This window comes from Sphingomonas tagetis (assembly GCF_024211275.1).
Lineage (GTDB): Bacteria > Pseudomonadota > Alphaproteobacteria > Sphingomonadales > Sphingomonadaceae > Sphingomonas > Sphingomonas tagetis.
Genome location: NZ_JAMLDX010000023.1, coordinates 18,923 through 40,149, shown reverse-complemented (window position 1 = coordinate 40,149; position 21,227 = coordinate 18,923). Strand labels below are relative to the sequence as shown.

General features: G+C 64.9%; 18 protein-coding genes. 10 read left to right on the top strand and 8 right to left on the bottom strand.

Annotation, left to right across the window (positions count from 1 at the left end; translation table 11 throughout):
- Positions 1-16: 16 nt before the first annotated feature.
- Both M9978_RS20515 and M9978_RS20510 read right to left on the bottom strand, forming a co-directional pair.
- A complete protein-coding gene (locus M9978_RS20515) occupies positions 17-1,477 on the bottom strand; it encodes an aromatic ring-hydroxylating oxygenase subunit alpha (RefSeq protein WP_254296550.1) in 1,461 nt (486 codons plus the stop codon).
- 25 nt (positions 1,478-1,502) lie between these two features.
- On the bottom strand, positions 1,503-3,185 hold the full coding sequence (locus tag M9978_RS20510; protein ID WP_254296548.1) for an FAD-binding protein: 1,683 nt from the start codon (positions 3,183-3,185) through the stop codon (positions 1,503-1,505).
- Positions 3,186-3,652: 467 nt separating this feature from the next.
- Here M9978_RS20510 and M9978_RS20505 point away from each other — a divergent pair, with 467 nt between their 5' ends.
- The 10 genes from M9978_RS20505 (at position 3,653) to M9978_RS20460 (ending at position 14,018) form a co-directional block, all read left to right on the top strand.
- Positions 3,653-6,262, top strand: a complete 2,610-nt coding sequence (locus tag M9978_RS20505) for a TonB-dependent receptor (protein ID WP_254296545.1) — start codon at positions 3,653-3,655, stop codon at positions 6,260-6,262.
- 181 nt (positions 6,263-6,443) lie between these two features.
- Positions 6,444-6,848, top strand: coding sequence for a cupin domain-containing protein (locus M9978_RS20500; RefSeq protein ID WP_254296543.1), 405 nt, complete (start codon positions 6,444-6,446; stop codon positions 6,846-6,848).
- Positions 6,845-7,327, top strand: a complete 483-nt coding sequence (locus M9978_RS20495) for a cupin domain-containing protein (RefSeq protein ID WP_254296540.1) — start codon at positions 6,845-6,847, stop codon at positions 7,325-7,327. Before M9978_RS20500 ends, M9978_RS20495 begins: the two co-directional genes overlap by 4 nt.
- Positions 7,328-7,360: 33 nt before the next feature.
- Positions 7,361-7,816, top strand: coding sequence for a cupin domain-containing protein (locus M9978_RS20490; RefSeq protein ID WP_254296537.1), 456 nt, complete (start codon positions 7,361-7,363; stop codon positions 7,814-7,816).
- 42 nt (positions 7,817-7,858) lie between these two features.
- Positions 7,859-9,151, top strand: coding sequence for an amidohydrolase family protein (locus tag M9978_RS20485; RefSeq protein ID WP_254296535.1), 1,293 nt, complete (start codon positions 7,859-7,861; stop codon positions 9,149-9,151).
- A gap of 31 nt (positions 9,152-9,182) precedes the next feature.
- The gene (locus M9978_RS20480; protein WP_254296534.1) at positions 9,183-10,127 is read left to right on the top strand and encodes a sulfite exporter TauE/SafE family protein; all 945 of its coding nucleotides are present in this window, start codon (positions 9,183-9,185) and stop codon (positions 10,125-10,127) included.
- Complete coding sequence (locus M9978_RS20475; protein ID WP_254296532.1) at positions 10,108-11,394, top strand: CapA family protein; 1,287 nt, start codon at positions 10,108-10,110, stop codon at positions 11,392-11,394. Before M9978_RS20480 ends, M9978_RS20475 begins: the two co-directional genes overlap by 20 nt.
- 64 nt (positions 11,395-11,458) lie before the next feature.
- Complete coding sequence (locus tag M9978_RS20470) at positions 11,459-11,776, top strand: 2Fe-2S iron-sulfur cluster-binding protein (RefSeq protein ID WP_254296530.1); 318 nt, start codon at positions 11,459-11,461, stop codon at positions 11,774-11,776.
- A 53-nt stretch (positions 11,777-11,829) separates the two neighbouring features.
- Positions 11,830-12,813: a hypothetical protein gene (locus M9978_RS20465; protein WP_254296528.1), complete on the top strand. Its 984-nt coding sequence runs from the start codon at positions 11,830-11,832 to the stop codon at positions 12,811-12,813.
- Positions 12,814-12,845: 32 nt separating this feature from the next.
- Positions 12,846-14,018 carry an MFS transporter gene (locus M9978_RS20460; RefSeq protein ID WP_254296526.1) on the top strand — a complete coding sequence of 391 codons (1,173 nt, stop codon included), beginning with the start codon at positions 12,846-12,848 and terminating at the stop codon, positions 14,016-14,018.
- A gap of 11 nt (positions 14,019-14,029) precedes the next feature.
- Here the strand turns inward: M9978_RS20460 and M9978_RS20455 are convergent, their stop codons facing one another.
- The 6 genes from M9978_RS20455 to M9978_RS20430 all read right to left on the bottom strand — a co-directional run bounded on the left by M9978_RS20455 (position 14,030) and on the right by M9978_RS20430 (position 21,220).
- Positions 14,030-14,923, bottom strand: a complete 894-nt coding sequence (locus M9978_RS20455) for an amidohydrolase family protein (protein WP_254296524.1) — start codon at positions 14,921-14,923, stop codon at positions 14,030-14,032.
- 26 nt (positions 14,924-14,949) lie between these two features.
- Positions 14,950-16,626, bottom strand: coding sequence for a class I adenylate-forming enzyme family protein (locus tag M9978_RS20450; protein ID WP_254296522.1), 1,677 nt, complete (start codon positions 16,624-16,626; stop codon positions 14,950-14,952).
- Between the two features lie 27 nt (positions 16,627-16,653).
- Positions 16,654-17,553 (bottom strand): NAD(P)H-dependent flavin oxidoreductase, encoded by a 900-nt coding sequence (locus M9978_RS20445; RefSeq protein WP_254296520.1) that lies wholly within the window; start codon positions 17,551-17,553, stop codon positions 16,654-16,656.
- A 139-nt stretch (positions 17,554-17,692) separates the two neighbouring features.
- Positions 17,693-18,493, bottom strand: a complete 801-nt coding sequence (locus M9978_RS20440; protein ID WP_254296515.1) for an enoyl-CoA hydratase-related protein — start codon at positions 18,491-18,493, stop codon at positions 17,693-17,695.
- A gap of 215 nt (positions 18,494-18,708) precedes the next feature.
- Complete coding sequence (locus M9978_RS20435) at positions 18,709-20,124, bottom strand: aldehyde dehydrogenase family protein (protein WP_254296512.1); 1,416 nt, start codon at positions 20,122-20,124, stop codon at positions 18,709-18,711.
- A gap of 4 nt (positions 20,125-20,128) precedes the next feature.
- The gene (locus tag M9978_RS20430) at positions 20,129-21,220 is read right to left on the bottom strand and encodes a Zn-dependent alcohol dehydrogenase (protein WP_254296510.1); all 1,092 of its coding nucleotides are present in this window, start codon (positions 21,218-21,220) and stop codon (positions 20,129-20,131) included.
- Between the last annotated feature and the right edge of the window lie 7 nt (positions 21,221-21,227).

The following is a 21,227-nucleotide window of genomic DNA, read 5'->3' as shown; positions in this document are numbered from 1 at the left end:
CGATCATCGGGAAGGTTCAACGCGCGAGATAGTCGTCGATCATGCGGTGCAGGTTGCGGCAGCGCATGTCCGAATAGCGCCCGAACGTCAGCTCGCCGTCCGGCCCCAGCGCGCGCAACCCATCCTGCTGCGGGCCGAGATTGGCGACGTCCTGGTCGAGCAGGCCGCCAAGATAGGAACCGCCCAGTTCCGGCGCGTCGGCCAATAGCTCGTCGGGTCCGAGCAGGCGATATTGCGCTGGCGCCGGGTTGGTGCCCTTTGGCTTGATTTTCATCAGGAAAATCTCGAGCAGGCTGCGCTCATGGTCCATGCCATAGGGGCGGATGCGGTAGCAAATCTTGACCGTGAACCCGCCCCAGATGTGGGTGTTGGGAAAGACATCGTAGGAAAAGCCGTCGAGCAGTTCGCCATCCGACCTTGCGGAAAAATCGTACCCGGTATCGCGCTCCAGATTCTCCCGCGCGATCTCCGCCAGATAGTTGCGCATCGTCTGGCCTTCACGCAACGGCTTGGCCAGCGCCGCACCGGGAGGGCCGCCGCGGCTGCCATTGCCCAGCGCTGCGCGAATCTTCTGTTCGTCGGACAGCTCTGGCCCGGTCCACACTTCGCTCGTCACGCCCATCGGCACCACGAAGCGCGTGACGTGATCGGAGATCAGATCATATTGGACCTGGTCGTAACCGGCATAGGATGCCGCCTGCGGATGGGTGCCGATGACGTGCGAAGACTCGAGGAACGCCTCGGCACACGCTTTCCAGTTGGCGTTCACGACCTTGCCGAGATGGACCGCCTTGTAGCTGTCGTCGATCTGGAAGTGGTCCATATGCTCGGGGTAGGCGCCGAGCAGGCCGAGCAGCGGCGCGGCGTCCGCGTCGAAATTGATGAAGATGAAACCCGCCCAGGTCTCGAGGCGCAGTTCGGGCAGCCCGAATGCGGCCTCATCGACCTGCGGGAAATCCCAGGCGAACGGATTATGCTGAAACGATCCGTCGATATTCCAGGTCAGCCCGTGATAGGGACAGCGCAGCCGGCTCTTGCATCCGCCATGGGTTGCGAGTTTGCGGCCGCGATGCCGGCACACATTCTGCAGCGCCTTGATCGCCCCGTCCTGCTGGCGGACGATCAGCACCGACCGGCCGACCAGGTCGAAGACATATGTGTCGCCGGCGTTCGGGATTTCTTCCTCCCGGCAGGTATATTGCCAGGTCTTGAGCCACATTTTCTCGACTTCGAGCTCGAAGAATTCGCGGCTGGTGTAGCGGCTCGCCTTGATTGGCTCGACACCCAGATCGACCGGATTGTGAAAGCGTGAGACGGGCGGAGGGGGCGGATCGATGTCCTCGCGATCGAGCAGCTGCTGATAGGTCAGGCCGGGCGCTTCGGCGATCGGCATGGACGGGTTGGCGATATTCACGTTGCGGCTCTCCGGTATGGATTTTTCGATTTCGGGCGCGTGCGGACGACGATCGTCAGCCACGCGTGCATCGCGCGGGGGGACGGTGTCATGCTTGCGTTTGCTCGGCCGCCGTGGTGGCGGCGATGTAGCCGAACACGGCCGAGGGCGCGATGCTGGCGCCCGCCCCGGGATAGGTTCGGCCAAAGGTCGGCGCGGTGATGTTGCCGGCGGCAAACAACCCTTGGATCGGTGAGCCTTCCTCGCGCAGCACGCGGGCCTTGTCGTCGCAGACCAGCCCGCCGGCAGTACCGACATCGCCAGGATAGAATTTTACAGCGTAGAATGGACCCTGATCGACGCGCCCCAGCGTCGGACTCGGCCGGTGGAACGGGTCGGCGTAATAGGTGTCGTACTGGCGCGATCCGCGCCCGTAATCGTCGTCCCTGCCATTATCGACGAACTGATTGTAGCGCGTGACCGTCGCGATCAGCTGGCGCGGATCGATCCCGCACAGGCGCGCCAGCTCTTCGATTGAATTGGCGCGTTTGACATATCCGGTGGTGAGCCAGCTGTCCGGCATCTGGAATGGCAGCTTGCCCGCCCAGGGATAGCGATTGCGGTACCGCTGGTCCATGATCGCCCAGCAGGGCACTGCCGGTTGGCTCTTCTGCCGCTCGTACATCGCCAGGCCGGACGCGACATAGGACCCCGCCTCGTCGACGAACCGGTTCCCCGCCTGATCGACCCCGATACACCCCGGCTTGGCCAGTTCGGCGGCAACGAAGGCGCGCTGCCCGCCGGGCAGCATCGTGGTGGGGATCCACCACGCGAAATCCATCATGTCGGTGGCCGCGCCGAGCTGCATGGCTTGCTCCAGCATCTCGCCCGTGTCTCCGGGATTGCTGGCGGTCCAGTCGGTCGAACTCGGCGCCGGGCCATGCTGCGCGCGCAGACGCTTCGAATGCGAAAACCCGCCCGCCGCCAGCAGCACGCCGCGCCGGCCGAACAGCTGATGGTCGCCGCCGCCGTGGGAATACTCGACGCCGACGACGCGCTCGCCCTCCGTCAGCAATCGCTTGACGGGCGCATTGATCACCACTGGAATGCCGGCATCGAGCACCAGCTTGAGCAGCCGCGCAGTCAGCGCGGCACCGATGCCGAGATAGTGCCGGCCGAGCACGCGCTGCTTCGCCATGCGCAGCAACATCCGCGCAGCCATCACCGTGCCCTTCAGCCGGGCCTGCGCCAGCAGGATGTAGCGCATCTCGGACCCCATCACGGGATAGGGGTTGGCGGTGCCTTGCAAATGCGCGAACCACGGGCCGAGCATATGTCCGTCGACGATCGTGGATTCGATCGAGCGACCCTCCGCCAATCCGCCAGGAAGTTCGTCATGATAGTCCGAGCGGTGCGTGCAATGTTTGAACGGAATGCCGCATCCCTCGAGGAAATCGACCATTTCCGGGCCGCTACTCAAGAACGCGCGCCACCGTTCCGGCGTGGCGCCGCGCCCGCCGTCCCTGCCGACCAGATGCTCGAGATAGGACCAGGCCAGTTCATAGGAGTCCGCCACGCCCGCGCGCTGGATCACCGGGTTCATCGGCACCCACAACACGCCGCCCGACAGCCCGGTCGAGCCGCCGATCTTGTCCTGCTTCTCGAGAATGACGGGCGACAAGCCGAGCGCGCGGGCACGCAGCGCCCCGATCAGCGCGCCCGCACCGCTTCCGACGATCACGAGGTCATGGTCGCGCTGCCCCGCAGGCGGCGCTGCGCCGGGACGCATCATCGGGCCGACCCTTGCAGCGGGTTGTTTAAGGCGCGCCGGCACAGATCGGCAAGTTCCACTAGATCCACCTCACGTCTCTCCCGGCGCGCGCCATCTTCTATCTCGTGCCGCTATCCCACGCCGCGATGCTCAAGCAGCGGATTTCGGCGCACGCACTGACGCAATGACCTGTCCCATGGGTTGTTCGCCGGAACTACTGCGTATTGGAGCGCGCGGTTCGGCGCTTCGCACGACTGGATGGCGGGAGCCCGCCCCCCGCGTCCGGATGGGCAGCAACGCAGGGAAACTGAAGAGGCGAGGCGAGGGTCACCATGCCGAAGGGGGTGCCCGCCGCGGCCAATGATGAGCAAAATTGCAGGTGCAGCCGGAAAACGCACTTATCGCTGCCGGCTTGGTTGCATCACTCTTTAGGAACACCGGCGAGCATGCTGGATAAAAATCAACGGCACTTTGGGAGGGTATTGAAGATGGCACAGCCGAAGATCAGGAAGTCGAAGTCATTGCTGCTCGCAACGATCGGCGCGTCCATCCTCGCGGGCGTTGGCGCTACACCTGCGCTCGCAGCCGATGAGTCCAGCCCAGCTGGCGCTGCGGCGCAGGCCAGCCCCGCCGCTGCAGCGCAGGATCGTCAAGGTGCGGACCAATATGAAGGCGGCCCGCTCGGTGATATCGTCGTCACCGCCCGTCGCCGCGACGAACGCCTGCAGGACGTGCCCCAGGCCGTGACCGCGATGACCACCGAACAACTGCAGCGCGAACAGGTGTCGGACCAGAGCGACCTTCAGCAAAAGGTCCCCTCGCTCAGCATTGCCAGCCGCTTTGGCCAGACCGGCGGCACCTACGGCATGCGCGGCCTCTCGGGTCAAAGTACCAGCACGCCTACGGTCGGCACCTATTTCGCGGAAATTCCCACGCCGACGAACAATCTGGGCATCGATACCAGCGCCGGAACGCCGATGTACGATCTTGAATCGGTGCAGGTGCTAAAGGGGCCGCAAGGCACGTTGTTCGGTCGTTCCTCTACCGCCGGCGCGGTGCTGATCACGCCGGCGGCACCCGATCTCAACGACTTCAAGGCGACTGGCGGCCTTGCGCTTGGCAATCTCGGCTATTTCCAGGGGACGCTGGCGGTCAGCGTACCGATCATCGATGGCGTTCTGGCGATCCGCGCCGCGGCTCAGTACAATCACCGCAACGGCTATACCACGGTCATCGGCACCGACCGAAAGCTGGACGAGACCAATAACGAGGCGCAGCGGCTGACGGTGCTGTTCCAGCCGGCGTCCTGGTTCAAGAACACGACGATCTACAACCGTTTCCATGCGAGCCAAGCCTCCGGCGCATATCTCGCGGTCGGGTACAATCCGAATTTCCCGCTGTTCAATCTGCCGGCCAATACGACCGCGTTCGACGCGGCCTGCGGGGCGGCTGTGGCATCGGGATGGGCGTCGACCGTGTCCGCCTGCGTGGCACAGCGCCTAGCCATCATGGCGTCGACCAAGGCCAATCTCGCCGCTGAATCCGCGCGCACCGCGCGTGGCGGGGACGAGCTGCGCCGCACGCTGTCTGGCAACGCCACCTATTTCAACGAACGTATCACGCATGAATCGGTCATCAATCGGACCGAATTGACCTTGCCGGAACTCGGCCCGCTTCAGCTGCAGCTCAAGAACATCTTCGGCTATCAGCGTACGCGCGGCTATGCCGGCCTGAACGTCAGCGGCGTGCCCGACGAGTTGCTGACGCTTTATGTCGGCGTCGGCGCCGGCCTTTCCGGCAACCAGGCCGGCAACACGGCGCAGATCGCGGTCGGTCCGGGCGAAAAATTCTATTCGAACGAGACGCAGTTGTCGGGCACACTGTTCGGCGATCGCCTGGCCTTCGTCGGCGGCTATTATTACCAGCACGCGCCGAGCACGGTCGATCTGGTCAATGTCGGTGGCGTGCAGAAGAGCCTGGGCGGCGTGACCACCGTCAATCTGGGCTATGGCGCCAACCGGCCATTCACCGTTGGCGGGCGCGCCAATCAGAGTGCGTGGTACGGACAGGCCACGCTCGGGCTGGATGGCTTGCTCGACGGCGTTCACCTGACCGCCGGCGTCCGTCACACGAAGGATGATTTCCTGCTGCTCACGCGCGCTGCCGTCACCAATCCGGTTACCGGCGTCTACACGCCGTCGCCTACGCTGACGACCCAGGCGCTCAAGACCAGCGGCACCAACTATAATTTCTCGATCGATTACAAGCCGACACCCAAACTCATGATCTATGCCTCGACGCGCAAAGGATATGTGCCGGGTGGCCTCAACAACTCATCCGCGATCGGCGCACCGAACTTCCAGCTGCAATATGGCTCGGAGAATATCGAAGATGTCGAAGTCGGCTTCAAATGGGACTTCAATCTCGGCGATATGCGCGGGCGGCTGAACGTGGCGGGGTATAAGGCGACCTACTCGGATATCCAGCGGTCGTTCACCTCCGTCCTCAACAATGCGGTCGCGTCCTATGTCGCCAACGTGGCGAAGGGTGAGCTGGAGGGCGTCGAGGTCGAGCTGACGGTAGCGCCGACGCGCGAGCTGACGTTCGGCCTGAACTATTCGTTCAACGGTACCCGCTATACCTCGTGGATCGGTGCGGACCCTTATGGCGCCGCCCCGGCCGGCACGAATATCGACCTCAAGGACAATCCGTTCCAGAACGCCCCGCGTCACAAGCTGAATGCGAACGCGACTTACGACATCCCGCTCGCCGGGGATAAGGGCACGGTGTCGATCACCGGCCAGTTCACCTATCAGTCGGAGGCTTACTACCTCACGGCCGCGAACCGCTACATCCAGATCTATGGCGAGAGTGCGCGGCAAGCGGTGCGCGAGGACGGCTTCGGCATCGTCAACGTGCGCCTCGATTGGCGTGACATCATGGGGTTGGACGGCGTCACCGCCAGCATCTTCGCACGCAATCTGTTCGAGGAAATCTATGCAACCTCGGCAACCCCGCTGAACAACTCGCTCGGTTTCTCGAGCAAGCAGTTCAGCGAACCGCGCATCGTCGGGGCGAGCATCTCCTTCAACTATTAGGATGGTGCGCTGGGCGGCGGGCGGCAGGCCGTCGCCGCCCCCATGAGAGGCCCGATCGCGATGGCGCAGGTCGGGCGATGCGCGGCGATGGACGTTGCTGGCCGATAATAGCCGGCAGCGCAGTGGCTTGCCGTGGTCGGAATAGACCATGTCAGCCGCAACCAAGGCGGAGAGAGCACCAATGGCCGGACGCGGGCACAAGGATATTTTTGCGCGGGATATCGAGTGGACGCGGGCTGGCGACGGTGTCCGCTATGCCGGTTTCCCGCTTGATCCCGACGATGCCGGGGCGGGCCCGCTGATGGTGCTCGCGCAGTTTGCGCCGGGTGAGGTCGTCGATCCGCACACGCACGACTGCAACTACATCGAATATATTACCCAGGGCTCGCAGATGGTTGGCAAGATCGACTTTGCCGCCGGTGACGTGCGCTGGGCCTCGGCGGGCACAGGCTACGGCCCAATCAAGGTCGGACCCGAGGGCTGCACCGTGCTGATCGTATTTCAGAACGGTGCAAAGTCGCCACCGATGATGCTCGGCAAGGCAAAACAGACGGCCAAATTGGTCCGATCGGGAGAAATGCGATGACGGCTAGCGGCATCGAGGTCGAACGGCGCGCCGCGCCAATCGACTTGACCACGTTCCACATGCACAGCGACGAGATTCCGTGGATCGAATTCCTGGACGGCCTATCGGTGCGCATCCTTCATGCCCGGCTGGAGGATGGCGTGGTGGTCACGCAAATCCGCGCGCGCGCCGGTGCCGAAAGCGGATTGCACCGGCATCTGGGTCCGGTGTTCGGCTGGACCAATTCGGGCTGTTGGGGCCATGACCGCAGCTACGAATACCGCCCCGGCACCTACATCTTCGAGCCGCCGGGCGTGATCCACAAATTCCTCGCCGGGTCCGAGCCCGTCGATGCCGTCTATATCAGCCACGGCACGCTCGAGCAGATTGATCCGCAGACGCTGGAGGTCACGCAGACCATCACGCCGGAGGCGTATGTCGCGAATTACCTCGCGGCCTGCGACAAGGCGGGACTGCCTCGCCCCGACATCTTCTTCTGACGCAAACGACTTCATCCTGAGGGAAGGGCGATCATGGCTGTTTACCAACATGGCGAGTGCGACGTACTCGCCGAAATGACGACCAAGGGCTTCGAATTCTCGCGGGAGATCGCGCACGAACAGGGCATCGATCTGGGCGTGGTCGTGCTCGGCGACAAATCGGCGAGCCCGCCCGCGGTCATGCTGCTCCAGCTGCCGCCAGGCCATGTTCTCCAGCGCCACGCGCACGGCACGCAGCGCATGGAGGTCGTGGTCAAGGGATCGATGATCCTCCCAGATGGCCGGGTGCTGCGGCCGGGCGACGTCGCGACCTCCGGCCCCGACGAATTCTATGGTCCGCTGACCGCCGGCGACGAAGGCTGCACCTCGGTGGAGATCTTCGGCGATATCGCTGGCATGGCGCCGCATGCGGCACCCGATGTCAGCGCCGAATTCGCCGCCGTCATCGCGTCGATCGGCGCGCGCACCGACGAGCATCTGGCGCGCTGAGCGACTGCCACGACCAAGCCAGAGTGAAAGAAGGAATCAGCGATGCGCGGTTCGGTGTTGATGATGTTGGGCCGGTCGGCCGTGGCCGCGATCGCCCTGTGCATGTCGGGCGCCAGCCTGGCCAGGGATGTCGTCGTCCATGCCGGCCGGTTGATCGACGGCGTATCGCCGCAGCCGCGCGAGCAAATGTCGGTGCTGATCCGCGACGGCGTCATCCAGCAGGTGGCGCCGGGCTATGTCACGCCGGCCGGCTATGAGGTTGTCGATCTCAAGGGCAAGACGGTGATGCCCGGGCTGATCGACTGCCATGTGCACATGTCGATCGACTTCGAAGCGCCGATCCTCAATCATCTGGTCAAGAAGCCGCCGACTGATCAGGTCATCACCGGCATCGTCAACGCCGGCATGCTGATTGAGGAGGGGTTCACCTCGGCCCGCGACGTGTCCGGTTACACCCCGGTCATGGTGACGCTGAAGAAGGCGATCGCCGCTAACAAGGTGCTTGGTCCGCGCCTGTGGGTTGCCGGCGGAATGATCGCGCCGACCGGGGGGCATGGCGACATGAGCTCGGGCCTCGATCCGGCACTGCACAAGCCGGAATGGGACGACAATATCGTCAGTGGCCCGCAACAGGCCATCGAGCTGGTGCGGCTGCGGCACAAACAGGGTGCCGATCTCGTCAAGATCGCGATTTCAGGCGGCATGTCGAGCGACGGTGACGATCCGCGCGCGATCCTGCTGAGGGACGAGGAAATCAAGGCATTCGTCGATACCGCGCATGCGCTGGGCATGAAGGTGGCAGCGCATGCGCATGGCAAGACTGCCGTGGAGCATGCCGCGCGGCTCGGCGTCGATTCGATCGAACACGGCACGTTCGCCGACGCCGAGACCTTCAAGATCATGAAGGCCAATGGCAGCTGGTTCGTGCCGACCATGCAGGCGGGCGTGGACCTCGCCGAGATGGCGGCGGCGCGTCCCGACATGCTCAGCGAAGCCGGCCGGGCCAAGATCACCACCATCGGGCGGCTGACCGGTCGCAACGTGATCATCGCGTACAATATGGGCGTGAAAATCGCGTTCGGCACCGACACCCGCCCGCGCAAGGCCACGCATGAGCTGGTGCTGTTGGTCAAGGCCGGCATCCCGGCGATGGCGGCGCTTCAGATGGCCACGATCCACTCCGCTGAGCTGATCGGCGCCGCGGACAAGATCGGCAGCATCCAGCCCGGTCGCTATGGCGACATGATCGCGACCTCGGGCGACCCGTTGCGCGACATGACCTCAATGGAACGCGTCGAGTTCGTCATGAAGGGCGGCGAGATCGTCAAGCAATGACCCCCGCACCCCAAGCTGACGAGGCTGTTTCATGAGCAACGTAGAGCTGGTCCTGCTTTGCGCGATCGCGCTGACCTCGCTGTGGTTCGTCGCGGTGTGGGTGCGGCATGCGCTGACCGCGCGGCGGCGGGGGGATGCGCAGTTGATGCGGCCGGGTGACCTGATCACCGGTGCCGTTACCTTGTTCTTCGACACGCTCGGCATCGGCTCCTTCGCGACGACGATGGCGGTGTTCAGGCTGTTCAAGCGGGTGCCCGATCGGCTCGTTCCAGGCACGCTGAACGTCGGCAACGCGCTGCCCTGCGCCGCGCAATCCTTCATCTTCATCGCTGCCGTCCCCGTCGCCCCCTCGACCCTGATCGGCATGATCGCTTCGGCTGCGCTCGGATCGATGGTCGGCGTGCGTGTCGTCGGGAGATTGCCGCTGCGTGCGATCCAATATGTGATCGCAGCGGCGCTGGCGATCGCGGCGGCGCTGTTCATCGCGAAGAATCTCGGCATGCTACCGCCGGGTGGGGAGGCCAGCGGGCTGGAGGGCGCGAAGCTGGCGCTGGCGATCGCGGTCAGCTTCGTGCTCGGCGGGCTGATGATGCTGGGCATCGGCTATTACGCGCCTTGCCTGATCCTGCTCAGCCTGCTGGGGATGAGTCCACTGGCGGCGTTCCCGATCATGATGGGCGCGAATCTGTTCCCGCTGCTCATCGGCGGGGCCGGCTTCATCCGGACGGGGCAGCATGATGGCCGCACCGCGCTCGGCTTGACGCTGGGCGGCCTGCCGGCGGTGCTCGTCGCCGCCTATCTGGTCAAGTCCCTCCCGGTCGAGGGTCTGCGCTGGATGGTCGCCTTCGTCGTGATCTACGCCTCGCTGTCCATCCTCTTCGCGCCGAAGCTGCGGTCGGCCGAGGCTGCCGGCGAAAGTGACGACGGGCCTTCACCCAATCTCAACGGAGGCAGCTATGCCAACCGCACGCGGTAAACTCCATGCAGCGATGTTGGTCGCGCTGCTTTCCCTGTCGAGCCCGGCCCGGCCGCAGGCTGCGCCGAAAGACGAGGTGACCATCGTCCTGGGGGGCGACATCGAATGGTCCGGCGTCAATATCCGGCAGGTCGCGAACCGCAGCCGGTATCTGCTCGAGGGCGCCGCTCCGGGCATGCCGCCGGTCCCGCGGCTCGTGTACGATGCGCGCCTCGCTGAATGGAAGGCGCGCGGCGATCCGGCTTATCAGCAATATCAGAAGGATTTCGAGAGCTGGCCAAGGCTCATGGCCTTCTACACCGGCCCTGGCCCGCAGATCGAGTTCAACTCGATCGAAGAATCGATGGCCTATCCGCTGAAACGGATTTCGACGGTGTTCCGCAAGGCGGACATTGTCTTGGCCAATCTGGAATCGCCCCTCGCCGACAAGGCCGAGCGATCGGGACTGTTCCGCACCCCGACTGCATTTGCCGGCGCGCTCAAGGCGGCCGGGGTCACCGCCGTTTCGATGGCGAACAATCACGCGCTCGATACCGGGCGGGACGGGTTGCAGGAAACGCTCTCCGCATTAGCCGGGGCCGGGGTGCAACAGGTCGGCGCGGGGCGCAACCTGGCCGATGCGCGAAAGCCGCTGATTATCGAGCGCGGCGGCATACGGATCGCGGTGCTGGCCTATACCCAGATCGAGAACTCGGGGATCATCGGCTTCGTGACGGACGAACGATCGGGCGTCATGCCGCTCGATCCGGACATCATCAAGGAGGATATCGCCCGCGTCCGGGGAAGCGTGGATCATGTCTTGCTGTCGCTCCACTGGGGGCAGTTCGCGCCGGTCCCGGGCGGCAACAAGAGGATCCACCAGCGGCAGGTCACGCTCGCGCACGACTTCATCGACAGCGGCGCCGACGTCATCTTCGGCGGCCATTCGCACGTCCAGCAAGCAGTCGAGATCTACAAGGGCAAGCCGATATTCTACTCGCTCGGCGATGTGGTCGCCAGTGAACGGACACTGGAGCATCAGGACGCGGTGCTGGCCGAGCTCAAGCTTGGCAAATCCGGTATTCGCTCGGTGAGCCTGGTGCCGATCGCCGGTGCGGGCGCGGACATCTTCCAGCCCTATGCGCTGGAAGGTGAGCGGGCGGCTGCGGTGCTCGAGGACATGGCCGCCATGGCGAGCAAGCACAACACCGTCGTTAAGATCGAGCGAAATCGAGGCCGAGTCCTGGCGGCCGAAGTCGCAGGGCCGGCCAAAGGCGCCGCCAGATGAGCGCTGATATAGTCTGCGCATGCGTCTCGTGCACGCCATTCAACGCTGACAAGGGAGCGCAACCATGGAGCAAGCCGTGGCTGAATTGAGCGAACGGACCGATGTGTTCTCCGCCGAACTCGAGGTCGCGCTTGGCGGCAGCACTTACAGCATTGCCTGGCCAAGCGATCGCACCCTCGTCGCCATCATGCAGGAGGCGGATCTGAACCCGCCCTTTTCCTGCCTCGTTGGCAAATGCGGCGCCTGTGTCTGCACTGTCGTCGAAGGGGAGGCGGCGATGGATCACAACGAAGTGCTGGCGGAGGACGATCTGGCCGAGAACTATATTTTGGGCTGCCAGTCACGCCCAGTGACTCGGCGGATCAGCATCACCTTTGATTGACGCGGCAGAGCCCAACGGCGGTCGCAACTGAATCTGTTCGAGAGGAGAGCACCATGTTTCGTACGCGTGGGACGCCGGAGACGTTCGAAGAGCATATCGACATGAGCATCCGCTCGACCGAGGGCTGGTATCAATTCAAGGGCGGTGCGTTCGTCTTCAACCTGATCATGGTCGGTGACGAGGCTGCGGGTCCGATTGTCAGCCTGCTGAACGCCGCGCCGGGCTCCACGCTGCCGGTCTCTCCGGCCCATGCCCATGCCAGCGACAGTTTCCGTGTCGCGCTGAAGGGGCATATTCATATGGACCCTGATGTGTACGGCCCGGGTGAATTCCGCTTCCAGGAGGGGTGGCGCGTCTATCCCGGTCATGGCGACGTGACCTATGGCGACGAGGGCCAGTGGGAAATAGTCATCATGGGCGACAGCCGCGGGCAGAAGATGCGTCCGGCGGTCGAGTTTCATCCCAATCCCGAGAACGAACTGCTCAAGCACATCGCCGCGGATTTCGGCATGGCGGGCGGCGACATCTTCTCGGACGATCCTGCGCACGGTGCGGGGCCCTCGGCGATTGTCACAACGCTGGCGCCCAGGTTGCGAATGGGAAAACTGACGGGCTCCTATGCCGATGCCGCCAACTGGCAAGCGGTCGCGCCGGGCGTGCGTGCCGCGATCTCGCTGATGGGTGATCCGGCGCTCGGTCCGGTGCTTGTCTGCACCGACGTCGAGCCCAATGGCTGCGCCATGCCGCGCGCGCGGTTCGGGACGGAGCTTGTGCGGATCGTGATCGCGGGCAGCTACCGGATCGGGGATCGAGTCTATCGTCAGGGCGACCTTCGCATCCAGCAGCCGGGCGCATGGTGCGAGGAAGTCCACGCGCTCGACGAGGGCGTGCGGGAGCTGATCGTCCTTGGCGATCGCCGTCATATCGATGCGCAGGCCGCGCCGGGCACTGACTGGCCGGTCTCGATCGTGACTCATGCCGCCGCGCTCCTGAAGGCGCTGGCTGATCGCCCGACACCGTCGCGCGTCGCGGCCTAGCCGCCACCTGCGAACACCCTGAAAGGCGAGCGATGATCAGCGAAGAAAGCCCGACGCCCCGCGGCGTTCATACCGCCAGCGCTCTGGCCGGCGTGGTGGTGATGGTCTCGGCCATGACGATGTACGGCATCGCGCCATTGCTCTATGGCGGGTTGGTCGAGGAAGGTCGTCTGGACCTCCGCCAGATCGGACTGGCTATGACGATCCAGGCGCTCGTGATGGGGATTGTCAATCTGGCGGCGGATGCCGTGCTCAAGCGGAAGCGGCAGCGGCTGTTGATCGCGCTATGCGTCGCGACGCTGGTGCCGCTGCAGCTCCTCTATACCCGGCAGAGCGGCACCGGTGTGCTCTTGCTGTCGGCGATCTGCAGCGTTCCACAGGGTCTGTTGCTATGGACCGGCATGGGCGTCATCGCGCGCTCGGCGGGGCCTGCGCGACTGATGGCCTATTCGGAAATCTCGATTACGCTGCTCAAGCTCGCGGTGTCGAGCCTGCTTGCCGCCGTGTTGCTGCCGCGTTGGGGGATCAACGCCGCGTTCGTGACCACCGCGGCGGTTGTCAGCACCGGCTTCTTCGCATCCTTCCTCATCCCCAGCGACATGCACGATGCGCCGGATGGAAAGCAGCGGGATAGCGCTCGGATGCCGGCGCGCGGCTGGTTGGCGCTGGCGGTCGTGATGCTGGTATGGGCCGGCACGATGTCGCTGCTGAGCTACCTGGTGCCGCTGGCGCGCGGCGCCGGGCTCGACGCTCAGGCCGCACACGGGGCGTTCGTCGCGCTACTGGCGGGCCAGATCGGCGGCGGCGTCATCGCCGCCGCCGTCGCGAAGCGGATCGTCTATCCCAGGGCGCTGGCCATCGGCGCGGTCATCGCGCTCGGCGCGATCATGGCCTTTCACCTGCAGCCGCCGGGCTGGTTGTTCTGGGCGACCGCGGCGGCGTACGGCTTCACCTTCGCGCTCTCCGCGCCGTTTCTGATGCCGCTATTGATCGCGGCCGACCCATCGCGACGCGCGGCGGGCAAGTTCATGGGCGCGGCGCTGTTGGGTTCGGCCGTCGGGCCGTTGCTCACCTCGCGCCTCGTCCGGCCGGCTGGTGCGGAGGGCGCGTTGTACACGGCGGGTGGCGCGGTGGCGCTGGCCGTGATCGCGGTTGTCATGCTCCAGGTCCCGCGCCGGACCGGGCCCGTCACCGCGACAAGCTGACGGTGCCGCGATCAGATGCGGTAGAAGCGCGAAGCCGTCCCGAAGAACAGTTGCCGTTGCTCCTCGTCCGACAGCATGCCGGTGACATCGAGCAGCGCCTGTTTGAGCTCGACCGCCGACGCCATCAGCTTGTCGATCGGGAAGTTCGACCCGAACATCATCCGGTCAGGGCCGAACAGGTCCAGAGCCTCGCAGACGATCCGCCGCACGCTCTCGCGCGTCCAATAGCGGTCAAACATCCCGATCCCCGACATTTTGACGCACACGTTCGGGCAGTCGCGCAATGCCGCCATCCCAGCTCGCCAGCACTCGATCCCCCAGCCATGGCGCTCAATCGGAAAGCCCAGATGGCATAGCGCAAGCGGGATGTCGGGATGGGCGCGGGCCAAGGCCGCCGCTTGCGGCATCTGCGCGGGATTGACGGAGAGGTCGAACGACAGGCCATAGCCGCGCAGCAGCGCGAAATTGCGTTGCCACTGCGAGTCCGCCAGATGGTCGCGATCGGCGAGGCACAACATCGAGGTCTCATCACGGTTCAGCATCTGCCGGACGCCGCGGACATTGGCGTGGCTCGCCTGTGCTTCGAGCACGCGCTCAACTTGCGGATCCGAAAGGTCGGTCAGTGCGACGATCGCATGGGGAAATCCGGCGGCGGTGGGATCGTCAGCCATCGCCTGCAGCAGTCGCGTCTCGGCGATTGGATCGGAAGGGTCGAACCCGGCTTCGACATGCACCGACTTGACCAGGCCGGCAGGCCTGAAATCGCGCAGATAGTCATCGACCAGGTAACGCGCGCTGGTCTCGTTGAAGTTGCCCCAGAAGCGCTGCCGTCCGCCACCTCGAAAATTCATGTAACGGGGGTCGGCGGCGTCCCACAGGTGATGATGAGCATCGACGATCTGCATCTCTGGTCTCCGGCCGCAAAGCTCGCTCAGGGTGCCGGGCTTGCCGATCGGTGTCTTGCGCGGGCCTCGAACGCGATCGTCAGGTTTCCGTCGGCGATGCGCTCGGCAAGCTGGGGCTTGACGATCTTGTTCATTGCGTTGCGCGGCATCGCATCGACGCGATAGAAGAATTTGGGCAGTTTATAGGCGGCCAGCTGCGTCCGGAGCCAGGCGTCGAGCTGTTCGAGGTCGATCCGCTCGTCCGCCAGCTGGATCACTGCGGCGACGATCTGGCCCAGCCGCTCGTCGGGTAGCCCCAGCACCGCGACGGCCGTGACGCCGGCGAATTCCTCGATCGCCCGCTCGACCTCGGCCGGATAGATGTTAGCGCCGCCGCGGATGATCACATCGTTGCGCCGGTCGACAATGAACAGCCGGCCTTCGTCGTCCAGCCGGCCGACATCGCCCGTCAGCAGCCAGCCATCGCGCAGCACCTCGGCCGTGGCGTCGGGCCGGCGCCAATAGCCCAGCATCGGCGTGTACACGCCCGCCCAGGGTCCGCTTTGCCGGGCACGGATGGCAACCTCGCCCTCCTCGCCGGCGGCAACCGCTTCACGATGCCCATCGAGGATGGCGATCTCGAGATGCGGGAATGCCCGCCCGCTGGAGCCCGGCACGAATGGCTCGGTCGGATCGGTCTGCGTGACTGCGGTCGGCGCTTCGGTCAGTCCATAGGCGAATTGCACCTCGGTGCCGAACCGCTCCCGAAACGCCACGCGGACATTTTCGGGCAGCTTGGCCGCGCCGCTGAGCGGTCGGACGAGCGACGGGAATTTGCGATCGCTCACCTTCGGACTCATCAACAGGTCATGCAGCATGGTCGGCACGGCGAACAGCACTTCGATACGCTCGTTCTCGATCCAGTCGGCCACGCCCTCCGCGTCGGTGCGATCCATGCAGATCATCGTGCCCCCGCCGGCGAGCGCCTGGACGGCGGCGCGGATCATCATGTTGTTTATCGTCAGCGCCTGCGCACACCCCCGGCGCAGCCCGACGTCCCAGTCGCCCCGAGCGATCCACGCCGCAGCCAGCAGTGCGATGTTGTGCTGGCTGTGGACCGCGCCCTTGGGCCGGCCCGTCGTGCCGCTGGTGTACGAGATCAACGCCGGTGCGAACGGGTCGATCGCGATGCGGGGGCGGCGCGCGCCTGCGGCGTTGGACACCAACTCGCGCCATCCGTCCGGCCCGGGTTGGCCGTTCAGCGTCGCGACGCGCAGGTTCAGGCCGGCCTCGTCCAGCACTGGGGCAAGCAGCCCTAGGCTTTCCTGGTCGATCAGCAGCAGCGCGGCTTCGCTGTCCTGCAGCAGGTACAGCTTCTCGCGCGGCGCCAGGACGCGATTCATCCCGACCCACACCGCGCCCAGACGCTGTGCGGCGAGAAACGCGATGACGAGGTCCGCGCTGTTGATCGACGACGCCGCGATCCGGTCGCCCCTGCAGACGCCCAATTCGACCAGCGCCTGGCAGCCCGCATTGATTGCATCATCCAGCTCCGCATAGCTGTAGCGGCTGTGCCGGTCGATCAGCGCTTCGCCGCCCCGATGCTTGCGCAGCGGTTCATCCAGCAGCACAGCGATGGTCTGCGCGCCATGCGGGATGGCGGGGCGGGAAGCGGGCGGCTTTAGCCCGAACCGCTCAAATGCTGCGACGGTATCTTCCTGCACAACCTCTCCAATTGTCTTGCGGCAGCGTCAGGGGAACGCCACGGCGCTAAGTGCCGCGCGGGCGGCGTCATATTCCTGCGCCAGCCGCTCGACCAACGCGGCGGTCGGCACCACATCGCGGCTCGTCCCCAGGCCCTGGCCGCAGCCCCACAGATCCTTCCACGCCTTGGCTTCCATGTTGCCGCCGCTCTGGAAATTCATCGCCTTGGGATTGCCGACTGGCATGTTGGCCGGGTCGAAGCCGGCGCGTACGAGCGATGGGATCAGATAATTGCCGTGAACGCCCGTGATCGCATTGGTGTAGAGAATATCCGCCGATGATCCGTCCACAATCATCTGCTTATAGGCGTCGGCCGCCGTCGCTTCGCGTGTGGGGATGAAGGCCGAACCGATATAGGCCATGTCGGCACCCGCCGCCTGCGCCGCGAGGATCGAGGCACCGTGCGAAATCGACCCCGACAGGATCAGCGGCCCGTCGAACCACGCGCGAATTTCCTGCAGCAACGCGAACGGCGACAGCGTCCCGGCATGCCCGCCCGCGCCCGCAGCCACGGCAATCAATCCGGACGCGCCGTTGTCGACCGCCTTGTGCGCGAACCGGTCGTTGATGACGTCATGCAGCACAATGCCGCCATAGCCGGTGATCGCCTCATTGACGTCGCGGCGCGATCCCAGCGAGGTGATGACGATGGGCACTTTGTATTTGATGCACAACTCCACGTCGTGATCGAGGCGATCGTTGCTCTTGTGCACGATCTGGTTGACGGCGAACGGGCGCCGACCGCCGGGGAAGGCGACACGCTCGCTGATCTGCGCCAGCCAGTCGTCGAGTGCTTCCTTCGGCCGCGCGTTGAGCGCCGGGAACGAACCGATGATTCCGGCTTGGCATTGCGCGATCACCAGTTCCGGCCCGGAAACGATGAACATTGGCGACGCGAGCACTGGCAGGCGCAGCATGTCCATGTTCGGCACGCGGGAAAGTGCGCCTCGCACTGACATCTGACGCTCTCCTTCTTGTCTCATCTGAATCTTCGCGCGGTCAGGCGTCGGCATCTCGGCTGCCCGGTCACTCACCCCGGAAATCGGGCCCGCGCTTTTCGTTGAAGGCTTTGGCCGCTTCCAGGTGATCCTTGGACAGGTAGGTCAGCGTCTCGGCACCGAGATGCGCTTCGATTACACCTTCCAGCAGCCGCCGGAGCAGCAGGTTGATGCTGTTCTTGGTCGCGTTGATCGCTAGCGTCGCACCGCTGGCGAGACGTTCGGCCATGCCGAAGCACAACTCGTCAAGCTCGTGCATATTGGCGGCAGACCCTGTGATCAGGCCGAGCTCGGCTGCTTCCTTGCCGGTCAGCGGGTCGCCCGTTAGCAGATGTTGCCGCGCCTTGGTGAACCCCATCAGCAGCGGCCACATCATCGACCCGCCGTCACCTGCGGTCAGGCCAACCTTGACGTGCGTGTCAGCGATCTGTGCCGTCTCGATCATGTACGAGAAGTCGCCGAGCACCGCGAGCGTCGCGCCCAGGCCCATGGCGTGGCCGTTAATACGCGTGATCAAAGGCTTTTCCAGACGCAGGATCGAATAGACGATGTCCTTGGCCTCGCGCATGCCGCGCAGCCACGCGGCATGATCCGCAGTCGTCAGCCTGCGCAGCATGTTCTTGACGTCGCCGCCGGCCGAAAATGCCTTTTCCCCCGCGCCGGTCAGCACCACGACCTTGACAGCCGGGTCGCGGTTGATCGTCGTGAAGATGTGTGAAAGCTCGAGGTGCATGGCCGGGAAACTGGCGTTCATCGGCGGGTTGTGCAGCGTGATGATCATCACCGCGCCACGCTGTTCGAGCCGCAACGCCTTGTATTCGGAATACATATCAAACCCCCAGCCATGGCGCGCCCGACGTCGAATTCATTCGAGGCGCAAGGAAGCGCGGCCCGCCATGCACGGCACGCCCGCCCAGGATCGCAACCGACCCGCTCGACATTTCACATGCGCGCCGACAAGCCACTATTGCGAATCCGGCTGGCGCCTGGTCGGCCCCGCATCACTCGGCCGGCCTCGCCCGCGTCACGGCGTCACGCGCACGGCTAGCCCTTCGAGATATTGATGACCTTGGCCTGGGTGAACGCCTTCAAGCCTTCGACGCCCTTGGCTCGACCAATGCCCGACTGCTTGGCGCCGCCGAAAGGAATGTCCATCGGGCCGTCCAGATGCTTGTTGACCCAAACGGTGCCGGCTTCGATCCGCAACGCAAGCGCCATCCCGCGATCGACATCCTTGGTCCAGATCGTGCTGCTGAGGCCATATTCGCTGTCGTTGACGCGCGAGACAACCTCGTCGATGCTGTCATATGCCAACACCGGCAGGACCGGACCGAACTGTTCCTCGCGCACCAGGCGCGCGTCGTCGGGCAGATCGCGCACGACGGTAGGCGCGATGAAATAACCGTCGCGCTCGATCGCCGTGCCGCCGACCAGGATGTTACCTCGAGCCCTGGCATCCTCAATGATCTGGAGGACCTTTTCATATTGCTGCCGGTTCTGCACGGGCCCCATCTGCGCGCCCTGGTTCAGCCCGTCATCGACCACCAGGGCGCTGCCAAGCCGCGTGAGTTCGTCGCACAGCGCGTCGTACATCCCGCGCGGCGCGTAAACCCGCTTCACCGCAAGGCAGACCTGCCCGGCATTCGCCATCGCCCCGTTAAACACGCGCTGGGCAACTTCGCTCACATCCGCATCGTCGAGGATGATTGCCGCGTCGTTGCCGCCAAGCTCGAGGAGCAGCCGTTTGAGGTTACTCGCGGCGCTTTCCATCACCCGCCTTCCGGTCGCCGTGGACCCGGTAAAACTGACCATCGCGACATCGCAATGACCGGTCAGCAGGCCGCCAAGATCGTTCGCATCGATGATGATGTTGAGCACGCCGGGCGGCAGGATATCGGCAACGATCTCGCCCAGCAGCGCCGAGGTCAGCGGTGTTGAAGGCGCCGGTTTAGCGACCACGGTGTTGCCGGTGATCAGCGCGGGCGCGACTTTCATGGCCAGCAGCGCGAGCGGGAAATTCCACGGCGTGATCGTCGCGACCACGCCAAGCGGTGTGCGCTGTTCGACGATCCTGTCCTGCTCGGTTTCGCGCAGCGTCTCGATGTCGAGCTTCTGGTTGGCGAACCACCGCAAAGCGCCTACCGCGCCGGCGACCTCGCCCCGCGCATGGGGGAGCGGCTTGCCCTGTTCCTTGACCAGCAAGGTGGCGAGCTCGCCCGCCCGCGCTTCGATCGCGTCTGCAGCGCGGGCGAGGACGGCGCCGCGCTCGGCATAGGGCAGGGACGACCAGCTGGGGAAAGCCCGCTTCGCGGCCTGCACGGCTTGCTCCAGCTGTCCCGGATCGGCGCGCGCGCAAGTCGCAAAGACAGTGCCCGAGGCGGGATTGATCACGTCCATCGTGGACGCGCCATCGACGAGCTTGCCGTCGATCAGCAGACGATAGGTCAAATGTGCCTCCATTCGTTCAGAAGGACGTGATGACGCTGCGGGCGATCTCGCCCTGCATCAGTTCCTGATAGGCATCGTTGATTTCGGCGATGTTGATCTCGCGTGAGATCAGATCGTCGAGGTTGAGCTTGCCCTGCAGATACAGCTGCGCGAACATCGGAATGTCGCGCTTGATGTTGCTCGATCCCAGCACCACGCCCTTGATCGCGATCTGGTTGCGCAACAGGTCGAGCGTAACGTTGACGTCGATCGTCTTGTCCGGCGCGTGCATTCCGATCATGTACGCGGTGCCGCCCCTGCGGACCATCTTGATGACCTGCTGCGACGTCGCCTTGATGCCGACCACTTCGAACGCGTGATCGACCCCGCCGGGTACGAGCGCGTGGACTTGCGCCGCCGTATCCTCGTCCGATCCGTCGATGAAGTCGGTCGCCCCGAACTTGCCCGCCAGCTCGCCCTTGCTGGGCTGGATGTCAATCGCGATGATGCGCGACGCGCCGGCCAGCGCGGCGCCCGAGATGACGTTCAGCCCGACCCCGCCGATGCCTACCACGGCCACCGTCTCGCCCGGTCTCACGCCGGCCGTGTTGATCGCGGCCCCCGCGCCGGTCACCGTCCCGCAGCCCAGGATCGACGCCTGCGGGAAGGGCAGTTCCTTGGGCACGTTCGCCAGCTGATTTTCATGGACCAGTGAAAGCTCGGCGAACGCGCCCATGCCAAAGCCCTGCGTCACCGGCGCCCCCTCCCGCGTCAGCCGCGCCTCGTCGTGGGCGCCGCGTCGCGTCTCCTCGGGATGCGAACATTGATAAGTGCGGCCGCTCAGGCAATCGGTGCAATGTCCGCAAAACTGCAGCAGCGAGCCGACGACATGATCGCCGACGGCGAAGTCGCGCACGTCTGGGCCGATCGCCTTGACCACGCCGGCCAGCTCATGGCCCAGCACCGCGGGCAACGGGATGCCGAAGTTGGTCGTCGCGAAATGATGGTCCGAATGGCACAGACCGCATGCCTTCACCTCGACCAGCACCTCGCGGCCTTGCGGCTCGCTGATGTCGATCGCCTCGACCTGGAACGTGCCGTCGAGGGCGTTGAGTACCGCTGCTTTCATGTCGCTC

What these genes read in the sequence shown, in the direction of transcription:
- M9978_RS20440 (WP_254296515.1), bottom strand. Translation starts at nt 18,493, where the DNA reads ATGTATTCCGAATACAAGGCGTTGCGGCTCGAACAGCGTGGCGCGGTG.
- M9978_RS20490 (WP_254296537.1), top strand. Translation starts at nt 7,361, where the DNA reads ATGGCTGTTTACCAACATGGCGAGTGCGACGTACTCGCCGAAATGACG.
- M9978_RS20455 (WP_254296524.1), bottom strand. Translation starts at nt 14,923, where the DNA reads ATGCAGATCGTCGATGCTCATCATCACCTGTGGGACGCCGCCGACCCC.
- M9978_RS20475 (WP_254296532.1), top strand. Translation starts at nt 10,108, where the DNA reads ATGCCAACCGCACGCGGTAAACTCCATGCAGCGATGTTGGTCGCGCTG.
- M9978_RS20495 (WP_254296540.1), top strand. Translation starts at nt 6,845, where the DNA reads ATGACGGCTAGCGGCATCGAGGTCGAACGGCGCGCCGCGCCAATCGAC.
- M9978_RS20500 (WP_254296543.1), top strand. Translation starts at nt 6,444, where the DNA reads ATGGCCGGACGCGGGCACAAGGATATTTTTGCGCGGGATATCGAGTGG.
- M9978_RS20465 (WP_254296528.1), top strand. Translation starts at nt 11,830, where the DNA reads ATGTTTCGTACGCGTGGGACGCCGGAGACGTTCGAAGAGCATATCGAC.
- M9978_RS20435 (WP_254296512.1), bottom strand. Translation starts at nt 20,124, where the DNA reads ATGGAGGCACATTTGACCTATCGTCTGCTGATCGACGGCAAGCTCGTC.
- M9978_RS20480 (WP_254296534.1), top strand. Translation starts at nt 9,183, where the DNA reads ATGAGCAACGTAGAGCTGGTCCTGCTTTGCGCGATCGCGCTGACCTCG.
- M9978_RS20445 (WP_254296520.1), bottom strand. Translation starts at nt 17,553, where the DNA reads ATGTTCATCGTTTCCGGGCCGGAACTGGTGATCGCGCAATGCCAAGCC.
- M9978_RS20485 (WP_254296535.1), top strand. Translation starts at nt 7,859, where the DNA reads ATGCGCGGTTCGGTGTTGATGATGTTGGGCCGGTCGGCCGTGGCCGCG.
- M9978_RS20470 (WP_254296530.1), top strand. Translation starts at nt 11,459, where the DNA reads ATGGAGCAAGCCGTGGCTGAATTGAGCGAACGGACCGATGTGTTCTCC.
- M9978_RS20505 (WP_254296545.1), top strand. Translation starts at nt 3,653, where the DNA reads ATGGCACAGCCGAAGATCAGGAAGTCGAAGTCATTGCTGCTCGCAACG.
- M9978_RS20460 (WP_254296526.1), top strand. Translation starts at nt 12,846, where the DNA reads ATGATCAGCGAAGAAAGCCCGACGCCCCGCGGCGTTCATACCGCCAGC.
- M9978_RS20510 (WP_254296548.1), bottom strand. Translation starts at nt 3,185, where the DNA reads ATGATGCGTCCCGGCGCAGCGCCGCCTGCGGGGCAGCGCGACCATGAC.
- M9978_RS20430 (WP_254296510.1), bottom strand. Translation starts at nt 21,220, where the DNA reads ATGAAAGCAGCGGTACTCAACGCCCTCGACGGCACGTTCCAGGTCGAG.